This is a genomic window from Corynebacterium glaucum (genome assembly GCF_030408855.1).
GTDB classification, from domain to species: Bacteria; Actinomycetota; Actinomycetes; order Mycobacteriales; family Mycobacteriaceae; genus Corynebacterium; species Corynebacterium glaucum.
This window is the reverse complement of sequence record NZ_CP047358.1, coordinates 708,083-720,046: the sequence shown is the minus strand read 5'-3', so window position 1 is coordinate 720,046 and position 11,964 is coordinate 708,083. Positions and strand designations below refer to the sequence as shown.

Below are 11,964 nucleotides of genomic sequence, written 5' to 3'. Positions count from 1 at the left end.
AGCTGGTCTAGCTAGCGAAGTCCTGCAGCGCCGCCTCCGCTGCCCACCAGCCAGGCATGCCGTGGACACCTGCCCCCGGAGCCGTCGATGCCGACGCAAGGTAGAGACCCCTGCGCAGGCGGTGAGGCTGGCGCAGCAGCATCTGCGTTCCGCTCATCGCGCCGCCCGCAATGTCGCCGCCGACGAGGTTGGGGTTCCACTTCTCCAGCGCTCGCGGTGAGGTTTCGAGCCTTTGCGTCACCACGTTGCTGAAGCCCGGGGCGAACCGCTCGATCTGCTCCGTGATCTTCTCTGCAACCGCGCCGGGGTAGCGCTCCCGGTAGCCGTGGGGCACGTGTGCGTAGGTCCACAGCACCAGCCCGCGCGACGGATCGGCGGCGTATTGCTGGCTCACCATGACGAATGGGCGTGCTGGAAGTGCTCCCTTGGCCACTGCTTTTTCGGCGTTCACAATTTCGTCCGCGGAGCCGCAGACGTGCACCGTAGCCGCCTGGCCCACCCGCGGATCTGCCCACGGCACCGGTGCGTTGAGGAGGAAGTCCACCTTGTGCACGGCCGGTCCGTAGCGCCACCGCCGCATGGACCGGCTGCGGCGGGCAGACAGTGCAGTGCCTCGAAGACGCAGCACCTGCGCCGGAGTGAGGTTCAGAATGACGGCATCAGCGTCCGGAAGTTCGCGAGCCTCCTCGCCGCAGCGCACCACCCCGCCGTGCTCTTCGACGATCTGGCGAAGCGCCGCCGTGATCGCACCCGAACCGCCTTCGGCCACCGGCCAGCCGCGCGTCATTCCGAGTGCACCGAAAAGCAGTCCGAACGCCCCGGTCAATGGCTTCGATGGTGACGTGATCGCGTGCGTGGCACTGCCCGCGAACAACGCGCGCGCCTCCTCGGTGCGAAACGCTGCACGCCCGAGCGCGGTCGCAGGCCACAGCCCTCGCGCACCGAACCGGCTGAGCAACACAGGGTTCTCGGGCCATTGCGGCATCGGGGCCAGCGCATCGGTGAGAATTCCGTCCACCCGCCTCACCACCGGCCGGTGCAGCCGCGTCCACGCGCCCTCGTCCGCACCGAGACCCGTCGCCGTCTCCTCCAGCGACCCCGCCAGTATGGCCGCCCCGCCATCCAGGGGGTGCGCCATCTCGTAAGGTGCGCGCAGCCACCGCACGCCATAATCCTCCAACCTCAGCGCTTGAAACGCTGGGCTTGCTGCCCCGAAGGGGTGGCAAGCGGAACCGAGGTCGCGCAACGAAGCGTCGTCAAGCATCTGCGTCGATGCTGCACCCCCGACCGAGCTTGCGCACTCGCGCACCTCCACCTGCCAACCGCTGGCGGCGAGGCGCGCTGCTGCCGTCAACCCGTTCGGGCCGGCGCCCACGACCACTGCAGAAGGTTTCACCCCGCCCATGCTAACCAGGCGCGCTAGGCTGTGGCAGGTGACTGCGAAACAGATTGGGTGGGCGCTGCACTGGGTTGTGCGCATGGCAGCATTTGCGATGCTCATGCCGTACGCGTTGGCCAAGCTCGGGCTGATGCAGATGGGCAGGCCGGATTTTCCGGACCTGCTGATCACCCTCGGCGAGAAATCGCCAATGGGGCTGTTGTGGACCTTCATGGGCTTCTCCCCGGTCGTGCAGTTCCTCGCCGGCCTGGCCGAGTTCGTCGCGGCGGTACTCGTACTGTGGCGGCGCACCGCCTGGCTGGGCGGGCTCATCGGCTTCGTGGATTTGGCCGTGGTGTGGCTGCTGAACATGACGTTCGACATCCCCGTCAAAATCCCGTCCGCGTTCCAAGCGTTGCTGTATCTGCTGGTGCTCGCCCCCTGGCTGCCACGATTGTTCCGATTCATCGCGGGCAAGGCGACCGAGGCGGTAGCGGCGCCGCGAGTGATCACCTCCGAGAAAATCCATCGCGTGACCCGCTTCTTCCCCGCGCTGGCCACAGTGGTGGCACTCGGCGCGGGCGGGTACGTGATGGCCACCGGCATCCCGCGAGCGCTGGACCGGGAGGGCACGGAATTGTCCGGCGTGTACTCGGTGGCTGGCGGCTCCATCGCGCCCGCCGACGACCTTGCGCAGGACGACCGCTGGTCCGAGGTCGCATTCGGTTCCTACGACGGCGCCCAGGCCGGCAATTTCTACCGGGTGGAGGGCGGCGAGACCCCGGAGGGAGATTTCCATGGGCTTTTCGCTTTGCGACGAGCTTCCGGCGCTCTCCAGCTCGGCTTCTACACCCTTAACCATGACCGTGTGATAATCCAGCTCACTGCACCCGTGACCGATGATGGTGTCAACGCTGCCCCACGCGGTCCGGTAGAGGAAACCCTGGAGTTCACGTGGCGTGCGGACGGTGACGCGCTGGAACTCGTGCCCGCGGACGGGGACGCGTTCGTGCTCACTCCGTCCGAAATCGGCACCACTCTCTTGGACCGGCCATTCAGCTGGGTATCCCAACCGTTCAACCGCTAAATACGCGGAACAGCTTGCGCCCGTTGGGAGTTTGAGCCGCGCAACGCAAGCTCACGGGCTTGAGTAGCTGATTTCCAAGCCCTCCGGCACTGCGGTAACCTTTGCCTGTTGCCCTAGTAGCTCAGTGGATAGAGCACGGCTCTCCTAAAGCCGGTGTCGGAGGTTCGATTCCTCTCTGGGGCGCCATGTCCTGAGTCGCGACATGCTTGACAGATGAGTCGCGACATGGTGGACAAACCGGTGCCTCGGTTTTTGGTTTTCTGGGGTGCCGGCTTTGTCATTGGTGGGGGTTGAGGTGGGGCGCTCTGTCTTTGGGACCGCTGTCGGGGACGTTCGGGCCGAACTGCTGCTGGATATGACTGTCAGTTAATCGCTTCTAGCCCCCCCCTTCTCAAATCAGCCCCCAATCATTGGCTCATGTGCTCGGAGGCGAGTCGCGCGTAGATGAGGGTGTCAGTCCATTCGCCCTTGCTGAACCAGTCTTGGACGTGATGCGCTTCGAGCCGGAGCCCAACGCGGTTAGCAAGTGCCGCGGAGGCGCTGTTGCGAGCATCCATCTTCGCGGTGATGCGGTGGAGATGGTAGTGATCAAACCCGAGGGCAAGTACCGCGCGAACGGCTTCACTGGCGAAGCCTTGTCCACCGTGCGCTGGGTCCAGCACCCACCCGATCTCACCCTGGCGGTACTCCTTATCTGTGAGCCATAGTGCGACGTCCCCGATCGCGTTGCCTTCATGCTCGATGACCAGTGCAAGCGCATCAGCCTCACCATCGAGGTCAGTCTTTGATAGACGCTCCGTGAGCTTGTCGCGGGTGACTTCCATAGTCCATGGCTCGTCCAACAGATATCGGGCAACGTCGGGTTGCGAGTACAGATTGTGAAGCCATGTGACATCGCCTGTCTCATGCAGGCGGAGTTGAAGTCGTTCTGTCACCAACGGCCACTGGGCGGTGGGCACGAGATCGCGCTGGTAATGGAACAACTCCTCGCGCTGTCCTGCAGGCGTGGCTCCTACGCTGCGTCCGGTCTCTCGGAATCCCGCCGTTGTCAAGCAGTGCTGGGAGGCCTTGTTCTCCGGAAGCGTGCGTGCCGTCAGGGTTCGAAGTCCACTGCCGCGCGCGAAGCGCGATGCCAACTCCAGCCCCCGACGAGCGTGTCCATCACCCCGTGCATCGGGATGAATCCAGAACCCGACCTCGGCAGCCTCGGGGCTGACGTCGAAAAGCACTAAGGAGCCCACGAACCGGTCGGTCTCAGCGTCGCCAAGCGCGAGGACTGCCAACGTGCCGGATGAGAGGCCCGTCGCGACCTCCTCACGAATCATCCGTCGCACGGACTCGGGGGTGTAGTCGGGTTCAGGCAGGTGAGCGAAGCGCCGCACAGCTTCGTCTTTGGTGCCGGCTGCATACGCGTCTGCGTCCAGTTCGGAGAGAGGGCGCAGGCGAGTGTTTTCAAAGGCGATCGGGAGGTTGGTGGCATCCAGCATGTGCCAAACCTAACATAGTTAGGATAGGTGGTTCAAGCATGTTTGGTTAGGCTGGTGGGGTGAGCTACTGGGAACACCGAAAGCCTGTTCAACGTCACCGCGCCGTGGATATTGCGGAGGTCGCGAGAGCATCGGTGAGGCTGTTGGATGAAGGTGGGTTGAGGGCACTCACCTTGAGGGCGGTAGCCCAGCAAGTGGGCGTCGCTCCAGCCAGCCTGTACTCCCGCGTGGAGACAGCCGAGGACCTATTCGACCTTGCCCTCGATACGGCGCTTGCAGATGACCCCGCAATGTCCGAGTCAATCCGCAACGCAGACCTGCCCACTCTGATACAGGCTTTCTTCGTGCACCTCACGACCCACCGGTGGGCCGGTCAGGTTATCGGCATGCGCGCCCCCAGGGGCCCTGCTTACCTGGCGCTCTCTGAGCGTATGTGCGTCCTGCTCGAAAGAGAGGGCATCCCGGACCCGTTGGGAACTGCCTACTGTTTATCAAACCTAGTGATCGGCGCCGCCCTGACGGCTCCCATGGCACCTGACGAAAAGCGCGTCGCCGTCGCCCCCGAACAAGCCCCGACTTATGCGCGCCTCCACGCGGCACACCACATTAGCCCACGCGAGATCCTCTCCGAGGGCATCAAGAAACTCTTATCTTGACGGAACCATCTCATTTCGGGCAGAAGCAGTGTGAGGATACTCAGATCCGACAAGCAGTTTCGCTCCCTCGCATCCACGACTGTGCTGACGGCGCCGCAGGTTCGAAACCACGGATGCCGGCTCCAATGCGCTAAATGCGCGGCGTGACACGATCAGCGCCGGCCTGGAACGAGAGGAGCAACGTTCACTCGACGCGGAGACCATTGCGGGTCTCGCCATCTCGGTATTGCACGGACTCACGCTCTCAGCGGTAATCAGCCCGGAGGATCTGCCCCGCGCGGCACACATCGACGTTGCCGCGCGAGCACTGGCCAAAGGGCTGCTCAGCTAGCGACAAACCGAGCCTGCGGCAAGCACGTACGATTACACCGATCTACCATTCGGCATTGTGCGCAATTCTCTCCCCCGCCGCCGGTTCCTCGCTGCAGCCTTGTTCGCGCTGGGGCCGGCAGTGGCCTGCACACGGCCCGAACAGGACCAGCCACTAACGCGGCCGCGAACCTCGTCGCTTGCGCCTGCCCCAACGCCAACGTCCTCAAGCGCGCAGCCAAGTAGCACGGTTCCCTCGACCCCGCTGACGTCGACTTCGGCGATAACGGAGGCGTCGATAAACATGCCAAGCCCCGACACCTACGCGGGCGAGGTGCCGACAAGCTTTGGCACGCACCTGCCCGGCATTGTGGAGACCGTGCCGACCGTGCCGGGCGAGCGCACGATTGCGCTGACTTTCGACGCCTGCGGCGGCGCGTACGACGAGGCCCTGATTGCCGTGCTGCGCGAGTTCGAAGTGCCCGCAACACTCTTTCTCGCGCAACCGTGGATAGACGCGCACACGAGTATCGCCCGCGAGTTGGCGGACGATGAGCTGTTTCAGATTGAGAACCACGGCACGAGACATGTACCGCTCAGCGTGAACGGGCACGCGGCGTACGGCATTCGCGGCACGGCGAGCCCCGCGGAAGCGATCGAGGAGATCGAGGGAAACGTGCAGCGCCTTGCGAAACTTGGAGTGCGGTCAACATGGTTCCGTTCGGGCACAGCGCACTACGACGATGTTGCGGTTCGGATTGCCCGCGACGGTGGGATGCGGATCGCCGGATTCACCGTTAACGGGGATCGCGGCGCGACGGCAAGTGCCAGTGAGGTGGCCTCGCTGATTCAGCACGCGGGCGATGGGGCGATTGTGCTGGCGCATATGAACCACCCGCTCTCTGGGACCGCGGCGGGGGTTCGGCTGGCGCTTGAACAGTTGCAAGGCAGCAACGTGCGGTTCGTTGCGCTGCAATAACGGCGTGGCGCAGACTGCCCAATTGTTACAGATGGGTCTATTGTTACGAATGTGACTACTCTCAATCGCCGCACCATGCTCAAGGCCGCCGCCATCGCTACCGCCGCGGCCGCCGTTTCCCCCGGCCTCGCGCAGGCACAAGGCCGCGTTGTTGGCACCGTCATCGACTATTCCGCAGGCGTGCCCTCCGCACGCGCAGTCAAAGCCGCCGGCCACATGGGCGCCGTGCGCTACGTCTCAGAACGGCGCCCCGGCGCGAACTGGATGCTGGGCAAGCCGGTCACGCTCGCTGAAACCCAGGACTTTAAGGCACAAGGCTTAGCGACGGCCTCCGTGTACCAATTCGGCCGCGATACCACCGCCGACTGGCTCGGTGGAGCTGGTGCCGCAGCGCAGCATGCCCCATCGGCAATCCGCCTGCACATTGCGGCCGGTGGCCCAACGGGACGGCCGATCTACGTCGCGATTGACGATAACCCGTCGCGCGCCCAGTACGAGAACCAGATCCGCCCCTATCTGCGCGCATTCCAAGCAGCGCTCGCGCTTGCCGGGTACCAAACCGGTGTCTACGGAAACTACAACGTGATCCAGTGGTGCGTGGAAGACAACATCGGCACTTTCTTCTGGCAGCACGACTGGGGCTCCGGCGGCAAGATCCACCCTCGCACCACCATTCACCAGAAGGCGAAGTGGCAGGCGACGATTGATGGCATCACGGTGGACATCAATAACGTCTACGCCTCGGACTGGGGTCAGTGGACTCCGGGCCAGACCGCATCGGCGCCGATTGTTCCCGCGGCACCGGCTGTTCCGAGCACACCGGGCGCACCGACTGCTCCCGGAAAGGCGCTAAGCGGCCTTACCCAGGAGGAGAAGGAAGCCGTTGCGGCGATCAGTGATCTAGTCGCCACTGGCGGCAAGTTGATCGGGGATGTCGCCTCCAACTCGAGCCTGCCGGGTTCAAGCTTGCCGGGGTCGAGCATCCGGGGACTCTTCTAGATTCTTCTAGCACCCCCGAAAACACCTCAGCGGTGACCAGGATTACTCCTGACCGCCGCTGTTACTGTGAGGCGAGAACGAAGCCTTTAGTGGTCAACCGGGGCTTCGACACCAACACCGGTGAGCGAGCGGACTTCCATTTCCGCTTGCAGCTCATCGAAGTTGTCCGGCTTGCCAATGAAGGTGCCGATGATGCCGGCCAAGAAGCCGAGCGGGATGGAGACAATGCCCGGGCTGGACAGCGGGAAGATCGACCAGTCAGCGTTCGGGAACATTGCGCTCGGAGCGCCGGAGACTGCCGGCGAGAAGAAGATCAGCAGCAGGCAGGAAATCAGACCGGTGTAGATCGAGGCCACCGCACCGGTGGTATTGAAGCGCTTCCAGTACAGCGAGTACAGAATCGTCGGCAGGTTCGCGGACGCGGCGATAGCGAACGCGAGCGAGACCAGGAAGGCAACGTTCTGGGTCATCGCCAGGATGCCGAGGATGATGGCGGCGATACCCAGGATCACCACGGTGATGCGGGAGACGCGGACCTGCTCCTCTTCGGAGGACTTGCCGTCGCGAAGCACTGCATCGTAGACGTCATGCGCGATGGAGGCGGAGGCAGTAATTGCAAGGCCAGCCACCACTGCGAGCACGGTAGCGAACGCGACCGCGGAGATCAGTGCCATGAAGACGGAGCCACCTAGCTCGAACGCCAGCAGCGGTGCGGCAGAGTTCGCACCACCCGGCGCTGCAAGGATGCGGTCTGGGCCCACGAATGCTGCGGCAGCGTAGCCAAGGACGAGGGTCATCAGATAGAACGCGCCGATGAGCACGATCGCCCAGGTCACTGACTTACGAGCTTCCTTTGCCGTCGGAACGGTGTAGAAGCGCATGAGCACGTGCGGTAGACCAGCGGTACCAAGCACCAGGGCAAGACCCAGGGAAATGAAGTCGATCTGCTTCGTCAGGGTGCCGCCATACTTCAGGCCCGGCTCCATGATCGCCTCAGCTGCGTAGCCCTTCTCAGCAAGCGTCGCAGACGCCGCGTGCATGTCGATGGCAGCATCAAAGAGGCCACCTCCACGAAGCTTGACGAACACCAGGACGGACATGATGCCCACACCGGCGATCAGGAGAACTGCCTTGATCATTTGCACGTATGTAGTGCCCTTCATGCCACCCACGAGGACGTAGATGATCATGATGACGCCGACGATCGCGACACAAATTGCCTGGGAAGAGAAGCTGTGCAGGTCCAGCAGCACGGACACCAGGGAACCGGCGCCCGCCATTTGTGCGATGAGGTAGAAGAGCGACACGAAGAGGGTGCCGAATGCCGCAGCAACACGGACCGGTTTTTGCTTCAGACGGAACGAGAGCACGTCAGCCATGGTGAAGCGGCCGACGTTACGCAGCGGCTCCGCCACGAGCAGCAGAGCCACCAGCCAAGCCACGAAGAAGCCGATGGAGTACAAGAAGCCGTCGTAGCCGCTCAATGCGATGGAGCCAACGATGCCCAGGAACGACGCCGCAGAAAGGTAATCGCCTGCAATTGCGAGACCATTCTGCGTACCGTTGAACGAGGCACCGCCGGTGTAGAAGTCAGCGGACTCGCTGGTGGTCTTTCCGGCTCGAGTTACCACGAAGAGGGTGACCATAATGAAAATGCCGAAAACGGCGATATTCAGAATCGGGTTGCCGGCACCTTGGGCAGGAGCTTCAGCAGCGGCAAGAAGATGAGTCTGCATGGTTGCTTACCCCTCCATCTCTTGGCGGATGTGAGCCGCGCGGGGCTCGATGTTGGCATTCGCCCAGCGGACGTAGATCCAGGTGATCAGGAACGTCGTAATGAACTGAGCCAAGCCCAGCCAGAGACCGACGTTAAGACCAAGGAACGGGCGTCCCATGGCCTGAGGGAAGAACGTAGCGAGAAGCACGTAAACCACGTACCAGATGAACGCCACGATCATCACGGGGAAGGTGAAGCCACGGAACGTGCTGCGCAGTTCCTGGAATTCCGGGCTCTGCTGCATCGCGACAAACTCGTCTGGAGTTGGCTCGCGACGTGTCGGGGCAGCGGTAGATCCAGCCACGGCTCAGTCCTTTCTCTCTAGGGGAACAAACACTCGCCTCATTACCGGCTCAATGCGAATCCAGTAACTCAACACAAAGAATGTAACCTACCGCACATTTTCCCTAGCCAACTTCACCTTCCGGGATTTAAAATCTAAGCATCCACTACCCCCGTAAGGTGCACCGAGCTGCGCCAATGTGCGTTCTGCGAACTACCCCCGTAAGTGACCTAACGCAATGAAAAAGCCCGCCGGATGGGCGGGCACAAACCTTTTCAAACTAGTCGAGCATTTGCTTAGTCGGGGAACGTACGCGGGTTGCCCCAGAGTCGCTCTCCCGCCACTGCGTTGAGCATCTCAACATCATCGTCGCCAAGCTCCACCTCAACCGCAGCGAGGTTTTCCACCAGACGTTGCGGGTTCGCGGTCTTCGGAACCACCGAGCAGCCAAGGTGAAGGAGGTACGCCAAAGCAGCCTGTGCCGGGGTGACTCCGTGCTTGTCAGCTACGGCCACCAGCTCGGGAGCATCGAAGTTCGCGCCACGAGCAAGTGGGGCCCACGCTTCGGTCACAATGCCGTGCTCTTCGTGGTAAGCGCGCAGTTCCGGCTGGGTGAAACCGAGATGGAGCTCGATCTGGTTCAACGCAGGGGTCACACCCGTTGCGTCGATAAGCTCATCGAGTACCTCCTCGTAGAAGTTCGCCACCCCAACCGACTGCAGTTGGCCCATGCCCTGGATTTGGGCGATTTGCTCAAACGCGGACACGTAGGTTCCGCGTTGCGGCATCGGCCAGTGCACGAGGTAGAGGTCGATGAATTCGAGGTCGAGACGACGAAGCGACTCCTGGTACGCCTCCGCAGGACGGTGCTGATCATCGTTGGCCAACTTGGTGGTGACGAACAGTTCCTCCCGCGTGACATCGCCCGCTGCAATCGCCGCGTTGATGGCTTTGCCTACTTCCACCTCATTTTCGTAGAGCGTGGCCGTGTCGATGTGCCGGTAGCCCAGCTCGATGGCGGTGCGGACGACGCGCTCTGCCTCATCGCCGCGGAGCTTGTACGTACCTAGCCCCAGCAAGGGGAAGTCGTACCCGTCGTTCAGTGTCGTTACCGGGATGCGCACTGTGCCACTCCCCTAGTTCGCGTCGAGCAGGTCAATGACAAACACCAGCGTCCGCCCCGCAAGCGGGTGGCCTCCACCGGCAGGGCCGTAGGCCATCTCCGGCGGGATCGTGAGCTCGCGCCGGCCACCGACGCGCATCCCGGGAATGCCCTCTTGCCAGCCCTGAATCAGGCCGTCGAGCGGAAACTCCGCAGCCTCACCTCGGTCCCAAGTGGAGTCGAACTCGCTGCCAGAATCGTAGGTGACTCCGAGGTAGTGGACCTTGACGTAGCCGCCCGCCACCGCCTCAGCGCCGTCGCCGACAACGAGATCCTCAATCACGAGGTCTACCGGCGCCGGCTCCTGGGGGATTTCAATGGTTGGCTTTTCCATGTGGTCGTTCGCTCCTTGGAAAGTTCATAGACGTAGAAAAGAAACCGCCGAGACGGCGTCCCCCGAAGTATAAGGGAATGCACATCTGTGGCGGTTCAGCTGTAGGGCCCGATGCTGTCGGCCGTGCCCACAGGGTTCAACGAAATGTCGCTGTTAGCGCTGGTCCATCGGCACGAAGTCGCGGTGCGCGTAGCCGGTGTAGATCTGACGCGGACGATTGATCTTGGTGTTCATCTCCAGCTGCTCGCGGTACTGCGCGATCCAGCCCGGCAGACGGCCGATAGCGAAGAGGACGGTGAAGAAGTCCGTCGGGAAACCCATCGCGCGGTAGATCAGGCCGGAGTAGAAGTCCACGTTCGGGTACAGCTTGCGCTGGACGAAGTAGTCGTCCTTGAGCGCGATCTCCTCGAGCTTGAGCGCGAGATCCAGCAGCTCGTCGCCGCCGAGGTGGTCGAGCACCTCGTGTGCGGTGTCCTTCACAATAGCTGCGCGCGGGTCGTAGTTCTTGTACACGCGGTGGCCGAAGCCCATCAGGCGCACGCCCTTTTCCTTGTTCTTCACGCGGTTCATGAAGTCGGTGGCATCGCCGTCGTGGTTGTTCTTGATGTCCTCGAGCATCTCTAGCACGGCTTGGTTTGCACCGCCGTGCAGCGGGCCTGCCAGCGCGTTGATGCCGCCCGCGATGGCCACGAACATGTTCGCCTGCGCGGAACCGATCATGCGCACGGTGGAGGTGGAGCAGTTCTGCTCGTGGTCGGCGTGCAGGATGAACAGCTTCTCCATTGCACTGGAGAGCACCGGGTCGACCTCGTAGTCTGCGGTCGGGTAACCGAACATCATGCGCAGGAAGTTCTCGGTCTGGTTGAGGTTGTTGTCCGGGTACATGTACGGCTTACCGCGGGAGGCGCGGTAGGCGTACGCAGCCAACATCGGCACCTTCGCCATGAGGCGGACGGTCGCCTTGTCCAGCTGCTCCTCGTCGAGCGGGTTGAGCTGGTCCTGGTAGTAGGCGGAGAGAATGTTCACCGAGGAAGCCAGAACCGCCATCGGGTGCGCGTTACGCGGGAACACGTTGAACGCGGCCTTGAAGTCCTCGTCCAGCAGCGTGTGGTGGCGGATGTCGTCGGAGAACGCGTCGTGCTGCTCCTTGGTCGGCAGCTCACCGTTGATCAACAGGTACGACACCTCGTTAAAGGTCGCGTTCTGCGCCAGGTCGGCGATGTCGTAGCCACGGTAGCGCAGAATGCCCTCTGCACCATCGATGTAGGTGATCTTCGACTCGGTCGAACCGGTGGAAACGTAACCCGGGTCAAAGGTCACCAGACCGGTCTCGCCCAGGAAGTTGCCCAGCACAACGCCGTCGTTACCTTCAGAGGCGGGCATGATGTCCATCTCATACTCGCCGCCTGGGTAGTGAAGTACAGCCTTGTTTTCGTTTTCAGAAGCCACGGTCAAGCCTTTCCGCGTGTCGTAAGTAATCCGAGATGGCGCGCTGCGGTCGAAGGGTGCAGCA

At 62.6% G+C, this 11,964-nt stretch carries 12 protein-coding genes and 1 tRNA gene; 6 read left to right on the top strand and 7 right to left on the bottom strand.

Features of this window, described 5'->3' with window-relative positions; genetic code table 11:
• Positions 1-7: 7 nt before the first annotated feature.
• A complete protein-coding gene (locus CGLAUT_RS03485) occupies positions 8-1,405 on the bottom strand; it encodes a phytoene desaturase family protein (RefSeq protein ID WP_425551702.1) in 1,398 nt (465 codons plus the stop codon).
• Positions 1,406-1,433: 28 nt separating this feature from the next.
• Here CGLAUT_RS03485 and CGLAUT_RS03480 point away from each other — a divergent pair, with 28 nt between their 5' ends.
• Positions 1,434-2,465, top strand: a complete 1,032-nt coding sequence (locus tag CGLAUT_RS03480; protein WP_290186323.1) for a hypothetical protein — start codon at positions 1,434-1,436, stop codon at positions 2,463-2,465.
• Between the two features lie 110 nt (positions 2,466-2,575).
• A tRNA-Arg gene (locus CGLAUT_RS03475) sits at positions 2,576-2,651 on the top strand.
• A gap of 221 nt (positions 2,652-2,872) precedes the next feature.
• Here CGLAUT_RS03475 and CGLAUT_RS03470 read toward each other — a convergent pair.
• Complete coding sequence (locus tag CGLAUT_RS03470; protein WP_290186321.1) at positions 2,873-3,952, bottom strand: GNAT family N-acetyltransferase; 1,080 nt, start codon at positions 3,950-3,952, stop codon at positions 2,873-2,875.
• A 59-nt stretch (positions 3,953-4,011) separates the two neighbouring features.
• On the opposite strand from CGLAUT_RS03470, the gene CGLAUT_RS03465 reads away from it, so the two are divergent.
• The 4 genes from CGLAUT_RS03465 (at position 4,012) to CGLAUT_RS03455 (ending at position 6,895) form a co-directional block, all read left to right on the top strand.
• On the top strand, positions 4,012-4,608 hold the full coding sequence (locus CGLAUT_RS03465) for a TetR/AcrR family transcriptional regulator (protein WP_343898679.1): 597 nt from the start codon (positions 4,012-4,014) through the stop codon (positions 4,606-4,608).
• A 151-nt stretch (positions 4,609-4,759) separates the two neighbouring features.
• On the top strand, positions 4,760-4,939 hold the full coding sequence (locus tag CGLAUT_RS12185) for a TetR family transcriptional regulator C-terminal domain-containing protein (protein ID WP_353959452.1): 180 nt from the start codon (positions 4,760-4,762) through the stop codon (positions 4,937-4,939).
• 282 nt (positions 4,940-5,221) lie between these two features.
• Complete coding sequence (locus CGLAUT_RS03460) at positions 5,222-5,896, top strand: polysaccharide deacetylase family protein (RefSeq protein ID WP_290186319.1); 675 nt, start codon at positions 5,222-5,224, stop codon at positions 5,894-5,896.
• Positions 5,897-5,971: 75 nt separating this feature from the next.
• Positions 5,972-6,895 carry a DUF1906 domain-containing protein gene (locus tag CGLAUT_RS03455; RefSeq protein ID WP_290186997.1) on the top strand — a complete coding sequence of 308 codons (924 nt, stop codon included), beginning with the start codon at positions 5,972-5,974 and terminating at the stop codon, positions 6,893-6,895.
• Positions 6,896-6,981: 86 nt separating this feature from the next.
• Here the strand turns inward: CGLAUT_RS03455 and CGLAUT_RS03450 are convergent, their stop codons facing one another.
• The 5 genes from CGLAUT_RS03450 to CGLAUT_RS03430 form a co-directional block, all read right to left on the bottom strand.
• Positions 6,982-8,631 (bottom strand): monocarboxylic acid transporter, encoded by a 1,650-nt coding sequence (locus CGLAUT_RS03450; protein ID WP_290186318.1) that lies wholly within the window; start codon positions 8,629-8,631, stop codon positions 6,982-6,984.
• A 6-nt stretch (positions 8,632-8,637) separates the two neighbouring features.
• Positions 8,638-8,916 (bottom strand): DUF485 domain-containing protein, encoded by a 279-nt coding sequence (locus CGLAUT_RS03445; protein ID WP_290186995.1) that lies wholly within the window; start codon positions 8,914-8,916, stop codon positions 8,638-8,640.
• A 335-nt stretch (positions 8,917-9,251) separates the two neighbouring features.
• A complete protein-coding gene (locus CGLAUT_RS03440) occupies positions 9,252-10,079 on the bottom strand; it encodes an aldo/keto reductase (RefSeq protein ID WP_290186316.1) in 828 nt (275 codons plus the stop codon).
• 12 nt (positions 10,080-10,091) lie between these two features.
• Entirely contained in the window at positions 10,092-10,451 is a 360-nt protein-coding gene (locus CGLAUT_RS03435; RefSeq protein ID WP_290186314.1) for an FKBP-type peptidyl-prolyl cis-trans isomerase, read from the bottom strand.
• A gap of 153 nt (positions 10,452-10,604) precedes the next feature.
• A complete protein-coding gene (locus tag CGLAUT_RS03430; RefSeq protein ID WP_290186312.1) occupies positions 10,605-11,900 on the bottom strand; it encodes a citrate synthase in 1,296 nt (431 codons plus the stop codon).
• Positions 11,901-11,964 lie beyond the last annotated feature (64 nt).

Excerpts from the sequence above, each read along its gene's own strand:
- CGLAUT_RS03485 (WP_425551702.1), bottom strand. The coding sequence starts at position 1,405 with ATGGGCGGGGTGAAACCTTCTGCAGTGGTCGTGGGCGCCGGCCCGAAC.
- CGLAUT_RS03470 (WP_290186321.1), bottom strand. The coding sequence starts at position 3,952 with ATGCTGGATGCCACCAACCTCCCGATCGCCTTTGAAAACACTCGCCTG.
- CGLAUT_RS03460 (WP_290186319.1), top strand. The coding sequence starts at position 5,222 with ATGCCAAGCCCCGACACCTACGCGGGCGAGGTGCCGACAAGCTTTGGC.
- CGLAUT_RS03455 (WP_290186997.1), top strand. The coding sequence starts at position 5,972 with ATGCTCAAGGCCGCCGCCATCGCTACCGCCGCGGCCGCCGTTTCCCCC.
- CGLAUT_RS03450 (WP_290186318.1), bottom strand. The coding sequence starts at position 8,631 with ATGCAGACTCATCTTCTTGCCGCTGCTGAAGCTCCTGCCCAAGGTGCC.
- CGLAUT_RS03445 (WP_290186995.1), bottom strand. The coding sequence starts at position 8,916 with ATGCAGCAGAGCCCGGAATTCCAGGAACTGCGCAGCACGTTCCGTGGC.
- CGLAUT_RS03435 (WP_290186314.1), bottom strand. The coding sequence starts at position 10,451 with ATGGAAAAGCCAACCATTGAAATCCCCCAGGAGCCGGCGCCGGTAGAC.